The organism is Pseudomonas delhiensis, assembly GCF_900187975.1.
GTDB classification, from domain to species: domain Bacteria; phylum Pseudomonadota; class Gammaproteobacteria; order Pseudomonadales; family Pseudomonadaceae; genus Pseudomonas; species Pseudomonas delhiensis.
This window is the reverse complement of record NZ_FZPC01000040.1, coordinates 19,175-34,136: the sequence shown is the minus strand read 5'-3', so window position 1 is coordinate 34,136 and position 14,962 is coordinate 19,175. Positions and strand designations below refer to the sequence as shown.

Below are 14,962 nucleotides of genomic sequence, written 5' to 3'. Positions count from 1 at the left end.
GATGTTCATGGCGGAATCGCGCAGATGGATAGGCGTCCGCCACAGGTCGAAAATGTCAACCTGTGATGACGAATATCTGCGTCCCTGGAAGTTATGTCAACCTGTGTTGACGTATTTTTGTGAGCCGGCCATCGCCGCCGGCCCCGCCTTACCAGGCCTTGGCGAGGATGCGCTTGAGTTCGTCCAGGTCGGCCTGGCCGATCCGCTGGGCCAGGTCCTGCTCGATCTTTTCCAGGTTGCGGGTCGCCGCGACGGACATGGCGAAGCCCTTGGCCGTAAAGCCGACCAGCTTGACGCGCTTGTCTTCCTCGCTGTCGATCAACTCGACCAGTTCCATCTGCACCGCTTCGTTGACCAGCTTGTGTACCGCCTGGCGAGAGATCGCCAATTGCCGGGCCAGTACCGAAATACCTACCGGTTGACGTTTCATCAGGCCGAACAGGCGGCTCATGGCCGGGGTGACCTGCTTGTAGCCGCTGGCTTCGGCCATGGCATAGAGGCGTTCCTCGATCCACTCCTGGCGGGCCGCCAGCAATTGCCGAAGGAACGGCCGGCCGGATGGCTGGCTGGTGGCGGCGATAGGTGCTGCATCGGCTGTCTTGCGGGAGGCTTGCACGTTTTCTTCTCGGCTGCTGTTGACAGCCAATCTTAGGTAAGTCTAGGCTTTGCGTCAATGTCAACCATAGTTGACATATTGCGCGACCACAGCAATTCCATTGTTGTCGTAATTCATTGATTGATCGATAAAAAGAGGGTGGCTAATGGCGGCCTATCTCGCCCCGTTAAAGGACATACGCTTCGTCATTCACGAGTTGAACGGCCTGCATCGTTCTCGCATGGCCCGACCGCAGACGGACCTCAGCGAGGAGATGGTCGATGCCTTGCTGGAGGAGGCGGCACGCTTCAGCCAGGACATAGTCGCCCCACTCAACGTTATCGGTGACCGGGAAGGGGCGCGCTGGGTCGAGGGACAGGTCAGGACTCCCGGGGGATTCAAGGAGGCCTACGCACGCTACGTGGAGAATGGCTGGAACGCCTTGCGCTGCGAGCCGGAGTACGGTGGCCATGGCTTCGCGCATCTGCCGGCGATCGCCGTGGAAGAGATGCTGGTCTCCGCCAACCTTTCCTTCGCCCTGATCCAGGCCTTGAACATGGGGGCGGTGGAAGCCCTGCAACTGAGCGCCAGCGACGCTATCAAGCAGCGTTACCTGAGGGAACTGGTGAGCGGGCGCTGGACCGGCACCATGAATCTCACGGAGCCCCAGGCGGGCTCGGACCTGGGGGCGATCCGCACCCGCGCGGTGCCCGATGGCGAACATTACCGCCTGTTCGGGCAGAAGATCTTCATCACCTACGGTGAGCACGACCTGGCAGAGAATATCCTCCATCTGGTGCTGGCCAGGACGCCGGAAGCACCGGCCGGTACCCGTGGGCTGTCGTTGTTCCTGGTGCCTAAGTTCCTGGTGAACGAAGACGGCAGCCTCGGTGAGCGCAACGAGGTGAGCTGCCTGTCCATCGAGCACAAACTGGGCATCCATGGCTGTCCTACCGCGGCACTGTCCTTCGGCGACCAGCGCGGGGCAATCGGCTACCGGGTCGGGGACCTGCATGCGGGTCTCAGGTACATGTTCATCATGATGAACCTGTCCCGATTGAATTCGGCGCTGCAGGGGCCCGCCCTGGGGGAGCGCGCCTACCAGCAGGCGCTGGCCTACGCCGAGGGACGGGTACAGGGCAGCCGGCCCGGTGCGGGGCCGGTAGCGATCATCGAGCACGCCGACGTCAAGCGCATGCTGTTGATGATGACTTCGCAGGTCCAGGCCATGCGTGCATTCGTCTATTGCACGGCCGAGCGACTGGACGTCGCATCACTGCTGGCGCCCGGCGAGGAGCGCGAGCGGCGCCTGCGCCAGGCCGAGCTGCTGACGCCGGTGGCCAAGGGCTGGTGCACCGAAGTCGGCCAGGAAGTCGTTTCGCTCGGTGTCCAGATTCACGGCGGCATGGGCTACGTCGAGGAGACCGGCGCGGCGCAGTACCTGCGCGACATGCGCATCGCCAGCATCTACGAAGGCACCACCGGCATCCAGGCCAACGACCTGGTCGGGCGCAAGATAGTGGCTGATCGCGGCGAGGCGTTGCTGGCACTGCTTGAGGAAATGCGCGACGTCGTCCGCGATCTCTCGGGCAGGGCGGATGCGACCGGACGTCGGGTGGCGCAGTTGTTTGGCAGCAGCATCAAGAGCCTGTCGGATAGCCTGGAACACCTCCTCGGCCTGGAAGTCGCGAGCCAGGCCGCGCTGGCGGTGCCCTTGCTGATGCAGCTGGGCTACACCTGCGGAGCCTGGATGCTCGCCCGCAGTGCCGGCATCGCCCTCGACAGGCTGGGGGACGAGGCCGTCGACACCGGTTTCTACCAGTTCAAGCTGCAGACGGCGCTGTTCTACATGGAACACGTCTTGCCGAAGGCGCAAGGCCATGCGGCAACCGTTCGCAGCGACGGGATGAGCGTGCTGGACATCGACCTTCGCGCGGACTGAGGCCACGCGACACCACCCACCTTCACAAGGAATTTCTACGGATGAACGCACCTTACGAGTTGCGCAGCGACGCCGTGGCCGTCGTTCGGCTGGACAACCCGCCGGTAAACAGCCTGGGCCAGGTATTGCGCCAGGCGCTGTTCCACGCGCTGAGAGCCGCTCAGGCGGACCCCCGGGCCGCGGCGATAGTGCTCGAAGGCCGGGGTGACGGCTTCAGCGCCGGCGGCGATCTGGTCGAGTTCCGCGCGGGTACCACTTTCGCCCAGCCGGACCTGCCCGGCGTGATCTTCGACCTCATCGAGCACTCTCCCAAACCGGTAGTCGCGGCATTGCATGGCTATGCCCTGGGGGGTGGCCTGGAGCTCGCACTAGCCTGCCATGGCCGAGTGGCCGCCTGGAACTGTCGGGTCGGCCTACCCGAAACCACATTGGGGCTGCTGCCGGGGGCCGGCGGTACCCAGCGTCTGCCACGCGCCGTCGGGCTGGAGGCGGCAACCAGCATGATCGTCAATGGCAACCAGGTCGAGGCGGGCACTTTGGCGGACTCGCTGCTGTTCGATGCGATCAGCGACCAGCCCCTCGAAGAGGCCTGCCGGCTAGCGCTGGTGCTCGCCGAACAGGGGCAGCCTTTCCCGCTGCTGCGCCGCTTACGTGTTCAGCATCCGGAGCCCCAGGGGTTCCTGGCGTTTGCCCGACAACAGGCACGTGGCAGACGCCACTACAATTCGGCCCTACCCAAGGCGATCGACGCCATTGGCTTGAGCCTGGCCGCTGATTTCGATGCCGCGACGCGTCAGGAACAGCAGCTGTTCCGCGGGCAACTGGACGACCCCGAGTCCCTGGCCATCCGCCACGCCTTCCTGGCCGAGCGCCTGGCGCCCAAGGTCGCGGGGCTCGAACCGGACGCCGCCCTGCCGGTCAGGGAGGTGGTGGTGATAGGCGCCGGTTTCATGGGCAGCAGCATCGCCACCTGCCTGCTGCGCGCAGGTTGCCGGGTCAGCCTCTATGACAGCCAGCCGGGGGCCGCCCAGGCCGCGGCGGCGCGCCTGGCCGAGCAGGAGGATAGCCCGGCTGGGCAACTGCGTGTGATCGAGGGCTTCGCCGAGATGGCACCGGCTGACCTGGTGATCGAGGCCGTGGTGGAGCGGCTGGACGTGAAGCAGGCGATCTTCGCGGAGCTGGGGCGACATTGCCGCGCCGACGCCGTTCTGGCCAGCAACACCTCGAGCCTGGACCTTGACCGGATCGCCGAGGCCAGCGGCTGCCCCGAGCGGGTCGTGGGACTGCACTTCTTCGGCCCGGCGCAGGTGATGCGCCTGCTCGAAGTCGTACGCGGGGAAAAGACCGCGGCGCCAGTGCTGGCCACGGCCTTGGTCCTGGCCAAACGCCTGCGCAAGGTGGCGGTGGTCGCCGGGGTTTGCCGTGGCTTCATCGGCAATCGGCTGTTCGATCGTTATCTGCTGCAGGCGCTGGCCCTGGCCAGCGAGGGTATCGCCCCGCAGCGCATCGACCAGGCGCTGGAGCGCTGGGGCATGAAGATGGGACCGTTCAAGGTCATGGACCTGGTGGGCATCGACCTGCTGCGCGGCGCCTGGACGGGCGTCCATGAGCAGGCCGGTATCGGCTTGCTGGCCCGCCTCTGCGACGCTGGCCGCACCGGGCAGAGGGCGGGGCTGGGCTGGTATCGCTACGACCAGGGGCCAAAGGCGCAGATCGATCCTGGGCTGGATGGGCTGGTGGGGGCAACTGGCGAGGAGAGGGTGATCGAGGATTCCGGCATCGTGCAGCGTTGCGTTCTTGCCCTGGTCAACGAAGGTGCTCGCGTTCTGGAAGAGGGCATTGCGCAGCGCGCGTCGGACATCGATGTGGTGTTCCTCCTTGGTTATGGCTTCCCCGGCAGCCGCGGTGGGCCGATGTTCTGGGCCAGCACTCAGGGGCTGGCGGCTACTCGGCGACAGTTGTGCGCATTGGCCGAACAGACCGGCGACGCATTCTGGCAACCGGCGGCGCTGATCGACCGCCTCGCGACAGAACTCAAAGATTTCTCTTCCGTAGACAGCCATGAGTAAGGAGTCGGTCATGCAACGCGCCGTCATCGTTTCCACTGCCCGTACGCCTTTCGCCAAATCATGGAAAGGGGCCTTCAACCTGACCCACGGTGCCACCCTGGGTGGACACGTCATTGCCGCCGCCGTGGCGCGTGCCGGAATCGACCCTGCCCTGGTCGAGGACGTGGTGCTTGGCTGTGCGAACCCAGAGGGCGCCAATGGCGCCAACCTGGCGCGCCAGGCGGCTATCCGCGCCGGGCTGCCGGTGAGTACCGCCGGGGTTACGGTAAACCGTTTCTGTTCCAGTGGCCTGCAGGCCATCGCCTGGGCTGCCCAGCGGATCATGACCGGGGAGTGCGAAGTGCTGGTCGCGGGGGGAGCGGAGTCTATCTCCTGCGTGCAGAACGAAATGAACCAGCACATGCTGGAGGAGGCCTGGATCAAGCGGCACAAGCCGGAGTTGTACTGGCCGATGCTGCGTACCGCCGAGACCGTGGCGCAACGCTACGGCATCGGTCGCGAGGCACAGGACGCCTATGGCGTGCAGAGCCAGCAGCGTGCCGCGGCGGCCCAGCAAAAAGGGTTGTTCGCCGAGGAAATCGTCCCTCTGCGGACCCGCGCTGCACTCATCGACCCGAAAAGCGGCGCCATGAGTACCCGCGAGGTGACTGTCGAGGCCGACGAAGGCATACGCGCGGGCACAGCGCTGGAGGATGTTTCGAAGATCCGCTCGGCCGTTCCCGGTGGCAGCATCAACGCCGGCAACGCCAGCCAGTTCTCCGATGGCGCCGCGGCCTGCGTGATTATGAGCGGAGCACGTGCGCAGCAATTGGGCTTGTCGCCACTGGGGGCTTTCATCGGTGTCTCGGTGGCGGGGTGCGAACCGGACGAGATGGGAATCGGCCCGGTGTTCGCGGTGCCGCGCCTGCTGGCGCGTCATGGCTTGACCGTCGCCGATGTGGGGCTCTGGGAGCTCAACGAGGCTTTCGCAGTGCAGGTCCTCTACTGCCGTGAGCGCCTGGGTATCGACAACGACAAGCTGAACGTCAATGGCGGTGCCATCGCGCTGGGTCACCCATATGGGGCCAGCGGAGCGCGGATGATCGGCCATCTGATGATCGAAGGTCGCCGCCGAGGCGCTCGCTACGGCGTCGCTACCATGTGTATCGGTGGTGGGCAGGGCGCGGCAGCCTTGTTCGAAATCTACTGACGCAGGCTGGTTGCCGGCCATGTAGGCGGGGCACCTTGGGGCCCCGCTTGTTGTGGGGGGCAGATTGTCGCCCTGCCGAACAAACGCCGCCATGGCCGCACGGATATCCCCAGCCACAGTAGGGCAGTCCTGCGGTGGTCACTGTGAAACGCAGGTCGTGCCCTGGGCCTTGAAGTCATTACCCCGGGCCGCCAGTTGGATCTGCGAGCCCTTGGCGAATTCTGCCGTCCCGGAGACGGCGACCACGGTCTTGCGGGAATACTTCTGCGAAATGCGTTTGAGCGGTGGCGATGGCGCCGTTTCCTCGAAATCCGTGGGGAAGCCCTGAAGGCAGCCAACCACCGGCCGGAGCGTTGCAAAGGCAGGGTGTTGTCGACGTCGGGCCCTGTTCTCCTGGCCGTGGCGCTACGAAACCTGGCCCACCCCAGCGCGCGAACCGACAAGCGCTGCAGCCAGGGCGATGGCGGGCGGCACGGCGAAGCACCACATCCCCACCCAGGCGTAGGCGAGTGCCGACAGGCTGCATCCGGCGGCAAAGACCAGGATGGCGAATGCCATCTTGCGCATCCTGCCCTGGGCGAGGGCGCGCGCCGGGCCATCCACACCGCGCAGGAGGTCGGCCAGGTCGAGCATGATCTGCGTGGTGGTTCCGGTCATCAGCGTCGAGGGCGGCGCGCTTGACAGGTGCATGCGCTGAAGGGCGTTCTGGATGGCCATGGCGGCGACCAGCAGCATGCCTGCGGTGAAAGCGGGGGGCGCGTCAGCATCTTGAAACGGCCCGGATGCGATCAGGATGGCGGCGGCGGCCGACAGCAGGGGAGTCTTGGCGAGCATCAGCCATCCCGGCGAGCGGATCAGCCTCGCCAGCACCACGCACAGGCAGAAGATCGGCAAGGCCGAGAGCTTGGCCAGGGCGCCACCGGTCCCATGCACCAGTGTCGCGCCCAGGGTGACGAAGTTGCCGGTGACATGGGCCGTGAACAGCCCATGCAAGGCGAGAAAGCCGGCGGTATCGACATAGCCGGCATTGAACCCCAGCAGTCCGGCGAGCGTGGGTGAGACGGCGGGCTGTTCCATGGTGGCTCCTTCGATGCGATGGCGGGCAGGGCGCATTGCGCGGACAACAACCGCGAAGGTGGATCGCGGAAGCCCTCTGGCTGCCGCAGGTGCCGGGGATGCGCTCGAGCCCTCCGGGCAGTGGGGCGTTATCCCATGGCGCCAAGCCGTTCACGTCCGTTCCCGTTCGGGCGCCTCTTCCGACGCATGCCGTCCAGGCAGTTGGCCCAGCACATGGCGGGTGGCCTGCGTCTTGTCGCAGGCCGCGCTGAAGGCCGTGCCGTTCAATAACTGCTTGCCGACCGGGATGATCTGTTCGCCCACCAGGATGCCGAGCAGGCCGACCAGGGCCACCAGCGGCGGGGCGGGCGAGCGTACGTTCAGCAGGCTGTAGATGACGCCGACCAGCAGGCCGGCGCCCAGGGACAGGACATACGGTTTCATGGTTCACCTCGACTCCGGGACGGGGCGCTGGCGCCTGGCCGGAGCGTGCATGAAGGTCGGGGATGGGCCCCGGGGGGACCGACAATGCGGTTCCCCCCGGGGCTCGTGGTGCGGCCTTACTTGGCCGGGTTCGGGCCGATGCGCTCGCCGTGCTGCACGCGCTCGGGCGCCTTGTGGACCATGGTGTAGGCGTAGTCCACGCCCATGCCGTAGGCGCCGGAGTGATCCTTGACCAGCGCCATGACGTCCTCGTAGGTTTCCTTGCGGGCCCAGTCGCGCTGCCATTCCAGCACCACCTGCTGCCAGGTCACCGGCACTATCCCGGCCTGGATCATGCGGTCCATCGCATACTTGTGGGCATCCGCCGAGGTGCCGCCCGAGGCGTCGGCCACCATGTAGATCTCGTAGTCGGTGTCGTGCAGGCACGACAGGGCGAAGGTCGTGTTGCACACCTCGGTCCACAGCCCCGAGACGACGACCTTCCTGCGGCCCTGGGCCGCGTTCGCGGCCAGTGCGTCACGCACGTTCTGGTCGTCCCAGGAGTTCATCGAGGTGCGCTCCAGGATCCTGTTTTCCGGGAACACCGCCAGCAGTTCCGGGTAGGTGTAGCCGGAGAAGCCTTCGGTCTCGACCGTGGTGATGGTGGCCGGGATCTTGAAGGCCTTGGCGCCCCTGGCCAGCGCGACGACATTGTTCTTCAGGGCCTGGCGGTCGATCGACTGCACGCCGAAGGCCATCTGGGGCTGCTGGTCGATGAAGATGACCTGGCTGTTCTGCGGGGTCAGGAGTTCAAGGTACTTGTTGCTCATGGGACTCTTCCTTCATGGATCGAGTGGATGGAGCGCGGCGTAGATGCCGCGCCGGGTGGTTGGCGGCCTGGTCCGTGGCGAGGAGCCACGGCCCGGGCCGCTCGCGGGGAATGCCGCAGGAGCGCGCCGTGGCCCGTTGCCGAGGGGCAGGGTTCATAGGGCGCCCTTGAGGGGGTATTCGATGATCAGGTACAGGCGGTCGATGTCGTCGCCGCCCTGGGCCGCGTCGGCGCGGTGGCTGACCTGCGAGAGGTACAGCGAAAGGTCCTTGGCCGGGCCGGACTGGAAGACGTAGCGCAGCTCGCTGTCGCGCTCCCAGTGGCGGCCGCCGCGGCCGTACATCCCGGCGTAGGCGCCATCGGCGGGGGCATGGCTGCCGTCGATGCCGCTGCCGCGCACGTAGCGGGCCATGAAGCCCAGGCCGGGGACGCCAAACACGCCCAGGTCGAGGTCGTAGCGCAGTTGCCAGGACTTCTCGCCGGGGCCGTTGAAGTCGGCGTACTTGATGGAGTTGGCCAGGTAGATGGAGTCGCCGCCGACGAAGTCGAAGGGGGTATCGCCGTCGACCTGCTGGTAGGCGAGGGTCAGGGCCTGGGCGCCGAAGCGCTGGCGCGCCGACAGGCTCCAGGCGGTGGTGTCCATCGCCCCGGCGCGGGCCTGGCCTTCGTCGCGGGTCTTGTACAGGTTGCCATCGACCAGCAGGCCGGCGTGGCCGTAGTGCAGGTTCAGGTAGTACTGGCGCCAGGTGTCGTCGAGCTGGCCGGCGAACAGCGAGCCGCCGAAGTCGCCTTTGGGGGCGAAGTCGGCGCCGGCGAAGCTCAGGGCGCTGCCGCGGGTGCTGGCGCCATAGCCGTCGAAGTCGCCGTGTGCGGAGGCCGAGTCCTGGTTCCTGAAGGCGGTGAAGCGCCCGGCCTGGATGCGCAGGTTGTCGAACTCCCGCACCTCGAGCAGGGTGCCGCTGGCGTATTCCGGCTGCAGGCGCTTGTCGCCGGTGTCGAAGACGGGCGTCTCCACGCTCATCTCGCCGAACTTCAGGGTGCTGCGGGAGAGGTCCAGCTTCAGCGCGCCGCCGACGTCGGAATAGTCGTCGGCCGCGGAGCCGTCGGCATTGCGTGGCAGCAGGCCGGTGCCGGCGTGACCGCGGCCGCCGTCGAGCTTGAGGCCGAGGAAGGCGTGGGCGTCGAAGCCCAGCCCGAGGGCGCCCGGGGTGAAGCCCGAGCGGAAGTCGGCGATGAAGCCCTGGGCCCATTCCTGGCGCAGGCTCTGGCCGCTGGGCGAGGGCCGGGTGCGATAGTCGTTCTGCAGGAAATAGTTACGTCCGAGCAGCGACCACTGCGCGCCGTCCAGCAGGCCGCCGTGGGGCGCGGCGCAAGTGACCGAGGCGGCGCAGGCCAGGGAGGGCAGGAAGATGTAGGGGGCTCGGACCATCGCGGGTTCTCGCTGGGGGCGCGGGCCGCCAGGCCCGCGCCGGCTTTCAGAAGGCGAAGCAGGAGCAGCCGAAGGCGCCCCAGAAGCCCTGGAAGTCGCTGACCGGCACGTTCGACCGGCGCGCCCGCCCGTGATCGTGGGCGTGCACGGCGCAGGCACCGACGCACTGGTGCACCTGCGCTGCGAGCGGCGCGGCCGGTTTCCAGTGGCCGGGGACCTTGGCCACCGGCGACCAGTCGGGCAGCACCGGCAGTGCCGGCGGCGCCAGCTTGTCGAACTCGCCGGCGGCGTGGACGATCTTGCCGCCGACCACGGTCAGCACCGATTCGAGCCATTTGATCTGCTCTTGCTCGACGCTGAAGTAATCCGCGCTGAGCGCCGCCAGGTCCGCCAACTGGCCGACCTTGATCTGCCCCTTCTTGCCCTGCTCGCTGGAGAACCAGGCGCTGCCGTGGGTGAACAACTGCAGCGCGGTGTCGCGGGACAGGCCCTCGGGGTACAGGCTCAGCCCGCCCACGGTCTTGCCGCTGACCAGCCAGTACAGCGAGGTCCAGGGGTTGTAGCTGGACACCCGGGTGGCATCGGTGCCGGCGCCCACCGGCACGCCCTCGGCGAGCATGCGCTGGATCGGCGGGGTGGCCTCGGCGGCCTTGGCGCCGTAGCGGTCGACGAAATACTCGCCCTGGAAGGCCATGCGGTCCTGGATGGCGATGCCGCCGCCCAGCGCCCGCACGCGCTCGATGTTCTGCGGCGTGATGGTCTCGGCGTGGTCGAAGAACCACGGCAGGCCGTCGAAGGGAATGTCGCGGTTGACCTTCTCGAACACGTCGAGCATGCGCGAGATGGACTCGTTGTAGGTGGCATGCAGGCGGAACGGCCAGCGTTGTTCCACCAGGTGGCGCACCACCGGTTCCAGGTCGGCTTCCATGTTCGGTGGCAGGTCCGGGCGCGGTTCGAGGAAGTCCTCGAAGTCGGCGGCGGAGAACACCAGCATCTCGCCGGCGCCGTTGTGGCGCAGGAAGTCGCTGCCCTGGCCGTACTTGACGCTGCTGGTCCAGTTCCTGAAGTCGGCCAGTTCTTCCCTGGGCTTCTGGGTGAACAGGTTGTAGGCGATGCGCACGCTCAACTGGCCGGCGTCGGCCAATTGCTGAATGACCTGGTAGTCGTCAGGGTAGTTCTGGAAGCCGCCGCCGGCATCGATGGCGCTGGTCAGGCCCAGGCGGTTGAGCTCGCGCATGAACTGGCGGGTGGAGTTCACCTGATATTCCAGTGGCAGCTTCGGCCCCTTGGCCAGGGTGGCATAAAGGATCATCGCGTTGGGCCGGGCGATGAGCATGCCGGTGGGGTTGCCGCTGCTGTCGCGGACGATCTCGCCACCGGGCGGGTTCGGCGTGTCCTTGGTGTAGCCGACCACGCGCAGGGCGGCGCGGTTGAGCAGGGCGCGGTCATACAGGTGGAGGACGAACACCGGGGTGTCCGGGGCGGCCTGGTTCAGCTCGTCGAGGGTCGGCATGCGTTTCTCGGCGAACTGGAACTCGGTCCAGCCGCCGACCACGCGGACCCATTGCGGCGAAGGTGTGCGTTCGGCCTGTTCCTTGAGCAGGCGCAGGGCGTCGGCCAGGGAGGGCACGCCTTCCCAGCGCAGTTCGAGGTTGTAGTTCAGGCCCCCGCGGATCAGGTGCAGGTGCGAGTCGTTGAGGCCGGGGATGACGGTGCGCCCCTTCAGGTCGACGACCTGGGTGGCGCTGCCGCGCAGGGCCATGGCCTGGGCGTCGGTGCCGACGGCGAGGAACTTGCCGTCCTTGATGGCCACGGCGCTGGCGGTGGGGTTTTCGCGATCCACGGTGTGGATGCGGCCATTGTGCAGGATCAGGTCGGCAATCATGGGGCTTCCTCGGGTTTCGGTAGGCGTGGAACCAGCCGCGCAGGCCAGGGGCAGGGCGGACAGCAGAGCTCCCGCGGCGCCTAGCACGGAGCCGGCGGCGAGAAAGTGGCGGCGGCTGGGGTTGGATGGGTCTTGGCTCATCGGGTGCTCCTCGGTCGGCGGGCAGGCAGCCAGGTGGCGAAACAGCGGCCGGCCGCCGGCACGAGCAGGCAGGTCAGCCGCACGGCTGACGAACAGCGCGCCGGGCAGGTGGCCGCCCGCACAGGGCAGCCGGACGCTCAGCGGATGCCAGGGCTGTGGCAGGACGGCGCTTGGCGACAGCCGGCGGGAAGGCCATGCCAGCGTCCTGCCGGCATGGCGTTCAGTGGCCTTCGGAGGCGTCGATGGGCCGGGTGGCGAAGGGCATCTGCGACCGGTGGCCGATCAGGGTGTGATCGGCCGGGCTCGGCAGCGTGTGGCCGGGGGCAGCCCATGGCGAAGAGTCTCCGGTGGGAACGTGGAGTGCAGACTGTGCGCTGGCCAGCTCCCCCCGGTCTTGTAGCGATGCGCGCATTTGGGACGTTTGTGCGCCCGCTCAGTCTCCGTCCAGGGCCCAGGGCGCACGGGCCAGGTGTTCGCCCAGGAAGTCGAGCAGGGCGGTGACCCGCGCCGGACGCAAGGGCCCGGGCGGCGTCACCAGGTTGATGTGGATATTGGCGATGTGCCAGTCCGCGAGGACTTCTTCCAGCGCCCCGCTCTTCAGGGCCTCCCAGACGATGAACTCCGGCTGCAGCGCCAGGCCCTGGCCGGCCAGCAGCACGGGGCTGATGACGTCGGCATTGTTGCTGCTGAGCCGCCCGCGCACCGGCACGCTGCAGTCGCCCTGGGTCGGGTGGTGGAACTTCCAGGCCTCCGGCGTCGGCAGGTTGCTGTAGAGCAGGCAGCGGTGCTGCGCCAGGTCCTGCGGATGGCGCGGGCGGCCGTGCCGGTCGAGGTATTCCGGCGTGGCTACCAGGGGCCGCCGCACGGCGCACAGCCGGCGTGACCTGAGGCTGGAGTCGGGCAGCTCGGCGATGCGCAGGGCGACGTCGAAGCCCCCGGCCACCACGTCGACCACCTGGTCGTCGAGGGACAGGTCGAGTTCTATCTCCGGGTAGCGCTCAAGAAACGCCGGGACGAGCGGCGCGAGGTACTTCAGGCCGAACGACATCGGCGCGGTCATGCGGATGCGGCCACACGCCAGGCTGGCCTGGGCGGAGGCCTCGGCTTCCGCGGCACGCCCTTCTTCGAGGATGCGCAAGGCCCGTTCCCAGGCTTGGGTACCGGCGGCGGTGAGGGCGAGCCGGCGCGAGGTGCGGTGGAGCAGGGGCGTGCCCAGGCGGCGTTCCAGGCGCGCGATGGCCTTGGACACGGTGGGCTGGGAGATGCCCAGCGCCTCGGCCGCGCCGGCGAAGGAACCGCTGTTGGCCACCTGGGCAAAGATAGCCCAGGCTTCCAGGTCGGGAAGGCGCTTCATGCATGAATCGGAATGGATGGAATTCCATTGATTCTATTTGTGCGCATGCGGGCACTCAATATCATCTTCCCCGAACGGTCCGGGAGTAGCCGGGTGGCGGGGCGTCTATTCTGCAGACTGTCGTCTCGCTGCAATGCAGGGGCTCCATACCGGGCTCACCAGGCATCGTCCCGAAGGGGCGTCCGGGAATGCTTCGGAGCAATGGGACAGATGAATTCGAGCCGGGAGGGCAGGCCATGCGCTTGAACAGGAAGGCAGGGCAGGAGGCGGCCCGCGACGGGAAGGCGTGGGCGCCGGCGGCCCTTGGCGGCGGGAACTACTCGATCCTGCGCAAATGCGAGGAGCGTCCGGACGCCGAGCAGGTGCTGAAGATCCCCTGCGACGATGCGTTCTCGGTCATCGTCCAACTCCGCGACTTCGCCTCGCACCGTCTCTGGCGCGGCGGCCGCCTGGTGTACGACGGCGGTCATGCGCGGCAGAGCATGTCCATCGCCTACCTGGGCGACGAGGTGCGCTGCCAGCACCGGGCGGCCTACGACAACCTTCGCTTCATCCTGCCGCGCGCCGCGATGAACGAATTGCTCTACGAGGAGGGCGTCCCGAGGCCCGTGGCGTTCGACAGGGTCACCGGGCAGGTCGATCCCGTCGTCTACCACCTGGCGCAGGCGCTGCTGCCTGCGCTGGGCATGCCGGGCCAGGCCAGCCAGTTGTTCGTCGACCAGGTGATGCTCGCCCTGTGCACCCACCTCAACGCGCGCTATGGCGAGGCCCCCGCGCCGCGGGAGTCGGCCAGGGGGCTGGCCGGCTGGCAACTGCGGCGCGCCCAGGAGCTGATCGCCAACCACCTGAGCGACGGCCTGTCGGTAGCCCGCCTGGCGCAGGAATGCGCGCTGTCCCGCAGCCACTTCACGCGCGCCTTCAAGCTCAGCACCGGCCTGTCGCCCCACGACTGGTTGCTGAGGATGCGTGTGGAGAAGGCCAAGGAACTGATGCGCGACACCTCGCTGTGCCTGTCGCAGATAGGCCTGGACTGCGGCTTCGCCGACCAGTCGCATTTCTCCCGGGTATTCCTCCGCCTGGCCGGCATGTCCCCGGCCAACTGGCGGCGCTTCCAGCGCCTGGAGCGGTAGCGCAGGGCGATCCCGAGCCGTTTGCGGTTCAATGGCCGATTTCTCCATTGCCTCCAGAACTGTTCCCAGCCTTGGGGTGGGTCGAGCCGGCCACGTGATAGCCGGGCACCCGGACGCGATGGATGCCGCGAGGCGACTCGACCACCTGTTCGAGCATGGCCGCCACAGTACATGCGACCTTTTCCGGGATGACCTGTTCGGGGCTCGGCGCGCGCTCGCGGCGCACCAGCGACAGGGGCATCATCCGCCCGCCATTGGCCAGGGTGGCGTAGGCGTGGGCCAGCTGCACGGCGGTTACCGACAGGCCATAGCCGTACGACAGCATTGCTAAACGCCCATGCATGGACTCTCCCCAAGCCCCTTCGCTTTGGCGCTCATGCCGGACTGCATGCGTTTCCGATTTCGGCATCGCCTCGATGGGGGGCCAAGCGCTTCTACGAGCTATTCGCACATGCATGTTTGCAGGGGGTGCTGATTCGGCCTGCTGCTGGTGGCCGGGCACAATCCGCTGGATGGCGTGCATTTCGCACCGGCCGCTGGGCGAGGGGAGGGCGTTGTCGCTGGAGCTCAACCTCTACCGCCGCCGCGATACTGGCAAGGCGTGGTGACAAGACCACCTGGGGCCTGCTTGGCGACCATGGCTTCGGCCCGCAGTGGATCGGCCTGGGCTACCAGCAGGTGGACGGTGATTCGCCCTTCGGCTACGTCACGCGCGGCGCGATCCTCCTCGGCAACGCCGTGCAGCTGTCGGACTTCCACGCCCTCAACACGATCTCGACCTCGCGCCCCTTGGTGCCCGTGCCGCGGCCTGTCACTGTCAGCGGCCTATGTGCGGGGTAGCGGAATCGATGGCAGCCATGTAGACCCGCGGGGCAGTTATGCCTGTCTGGGCTATCGCGAGGGCAGCCGGCACTGGAAGC

The 14,962-nt window shown here is 67.4% G+C and carries 13 protein-coding genes; 5 read left to right on the top strand and 8 right to left on the bottom strand.

Annotated elements, in window-relative coordinates:
- Nucleotides 1-148 precede the first annotated feature (148 nt).
- Nucleotides 149-616 (bottom strand): MarR family winged helix-turn-helix transcriptional regulator, encoded by a 468-nt coding sequence (locus CHC02_RS26880; RefSeq protein ID WP_244160977.1) that lies wholly within the window; start codon nt 614-616, stop codon nt 149-151.
- Nucleotides 617-761: 145 nt separating this feature from the next.
- Between CHC02_RS26880 and CHC02_RS26875 the strand changes: the two genes are divergently transcribed.
- Genes CHC02_RS26875 through CHC02_RS26865 form a run of 3 tightly spaced genes read left to right on the top strand, consistent with a single transcriptional unit; the run spans nt 762 to nt 5,795 of the window.
- The gene (locus CHC02_RS26875; RefSeq protein ID WP_089394444.1) at nt 762-2,537 is read left to right on the top strand and encodes an acyl-CoA dehydrogenase family protein; all 1,776 of its coding nucleotides are present in this window, start codon (nt 762-764) and stop codon (nt 2,535-2,537) included.
- A 41-nt stretch (nt 2,538-2,578) separates the two neighbouring features.
- Nucleotides 2,579-4,606 (top strand): FAD-dependent oxidoreductase, encoded by a 2,028-nt coding sequence (locus CHC02_RS26870; RefSeq protein WP_089394443.1) that lies wholly within the window; start codon nt 2,579-2,581, stop codon nt 4,604-4,606.
- A gap of 10 nt (nt 4,607-4,616) precedes the next feature.
- Entirely contained in the window at nt 4,617-5,795 is a 1,179-nt protein-coding gene (locus CHC02_RS26865; RefSeq protein WP_089394442.1) for an acetyl-CoA C-acyltransferase, read from the top strand.
- A 405-nt stretch (nt 5,796-6,200) separates the two neighbouring features.
- On the opposite strand, the gene CHC02_RS26860 is transcribed toward CHC02_RS26865, so the two are convergent.
- The 6 genes from CHC02_RS26860 to CHC02_RS26835 all read right to left on the bottom strand — a co-directional run bounded on the left by CHC02_RS26860 (nt 6,201) and on the right by CHC02_RS26835 (nt 12,912).
- Nucleotides 6,201-6,872, bottom strand: coding sequence for a YoaK family protein (locus CHC02_RS26860; protein ID WP_089394441.1), 672 nt, complete (start codon nt 6,870-6,872; stop codon nt 6,201-6,203).
- 150 nt (nt 6,873-7,022) lie between these two features.
- The gene (locus CHC02_RS26855; protein ID WP_089394440.1) at nt 7,023-7,295 is read right to left on the bottom strand and encodes a XapX domain-containing protein; all 273 of its coding nucleotides are present in this window, start codon (nt 7,293-7,295) and stop codon (nt 7,023-7,025) included.
- A gap of 116 nt (nt 7,296-7,411) precedes the next feature.
- Nucleotides 7,412-8,104 (bottom strand): hydrolase, encoded by a 693-nt coding sequence (locus tag CHC02_RS26850; protein ID WP_089394439.1) that lies wholly within the window; start codon nt 8,102-8,104, stop codon nt 7,412-7,414.
- 153 nt (nt 8,105-8,257) lie between these two features.
- Nucleotides 8,258-9,532, bottom strand: coding sequence for an OprD family porin (locus CHC02_RS26845; protein WP_089394438.1), 1,275 nt, complete (start codon nt 9,530-9,532; stop codon nt 8,258-8,260).
- A gap of 46 nt (nt 9,533-9,578) precedes the next feature.
- Entirely contained in the window at nt 9,579-11,417 is a 1,839-nt protein-coding gene (locus tag CHC02_RS26840) for an amidohydrolase (RefSeq protein ID WP_089394437.1), read from the bottom strand.
- A gap of 574 nt (nt 11,418-11,991) precedes the next feature.
- The gene (locus CHC02_RS26835; RefSeq protein ID WP_089394436.1) at nt 11,992-12,912 is read right to left on the bottom strand and encodes a LysR family transcriptional regulator; all 921 of its coding nucleotides are present in this window, start codon (nt 12,910-12,912) and stop codon (nt 11,992-11,994) included.
- A 236-nt stretch (nt 12,913-13,148) separates the two neighbouring features.
- Between CHC02_RS26835 and CHC02_RS26830 the strand changes: the two genes are divergently transcribed.
- Nucleotides 13,149-14,042, top strand: coding sequence for an AraC family transcriptional regulator (locus CHC02_RS26830; RefSeq protein WP_089394435.1), 894 nt, complete (start codon nt 13,149-13,151; stop codon nt 14,040-14,042).
- Between the two features lie 28 nt (nt 14,043-14,070).
- Here the strand turns inward: CHC02_RS26830 and CHC02_RS26825 are convergent, their stop codons facing one another.
- Nucleotides 14,071-14,385, bottom strand: a complete 315-nt coding sequence (locus CHC02_RS26825) for a penicillin-binding transpeptidase domain-containing protein (protein WP_425262415.1) — start codon at nt 14,383-14,385, stop codon at nt 14,071-14,073.
- Nucleotides 14,386-14,510: 125 nt separating this feature from the next.
- Between CHC02_RS26825 and CHC02_RS30645 the strand changes: the two genes are divergently transcribed.
- Nucleotides 14,511-14,882, top strand: coding sequence for an OprD family outer membrane porin (locus CHC02_RS30645; RefSeq protein WP_244160981.1), 372 nt, complete (start codon nt 14,511-14,513; stop codon nt 14,880-14,882).
- The last annotated feature ends 80 nt before the right edge of the window (nt 14,883-14,962 follow it).

Coding starts and splice junctions, on each gene's coding strand:
- CHC02_RS26830 (WP_089394435.1), top strand. CDS start 13,149: ATGCGCTTGAACAGGAAGGCAGGGCAGGAGGCGGCCCGCGACGGGAAG.
- CHC02_RS26860 (WP_089394441.1), bottom strand. CDS start 6,872: ATGGAACAGCCCGCCGTCTCACCCACGCTCGCCGGACTGCTGGGGTTC.
- CHC02_RS26870 (WP_089394443.1), top strand. CDS start 2,579: ATGAACGCACCTTACGAGTTGCGCAGCGACGCCGTGGCCGTCGTTCGG.
- CHC02_RS26855 (WP_089394440.1), bottom strand. CDS start 7,295: ATGAAACCGTATGTCCTGTCCCTGGGCGCCGGCCTGCTGGTCGGCGTC.
- CHC02_RS26825 (WP_425262415.1), bottom strand. CDS start 14,385: ATGCATGGGCGTTTAGCAATGCTGTCGTACGGCTATGGCCTGTCGGTA.
- CHC02_RS26845 (WP_089394438.1), bottom strand. CDS start 9,532: ATGGTCCGAGCCCCCTACATCTTCCTGCCCTCCCTGGCCTGCGCCGCC.
- CHC02_RS26840 (WP_089394437.1), bottom strand. CDS start 11,417: ATGATTGCCGACCTGATCCTGCACAATGGCCGCATCCACACCGTGGAT.
- CHC02_RS26850 (WP_089394439.1), bottom strand. CDS start 8,104: ATGAGCAACAAGTACCTTGAACTCCTGACCCCGCAGAACAGCCAGGTC.
- CHC02_RS26835 (WP_089394436.1), bottom strand. CDS start 12,912: ATGAAGCGCCTTCCCGACCTGGAAGCCTGGGCTATCTTTGCCCAGGTG.
- CHC02_RS26875 (WP_089394444.1), top strand. CDS start 762: ATGGCGGCCTATCTCGCCCCGTTAAAGGACATACGCTTCGTCATTCAC.
- CHC02_RS26865 (WP_089394442.1), top strand. CDS start 4,617: ATGCAACGCGCCGTCATCGTTTCCACTGCCCGTACGCCTTTCGCCAAA.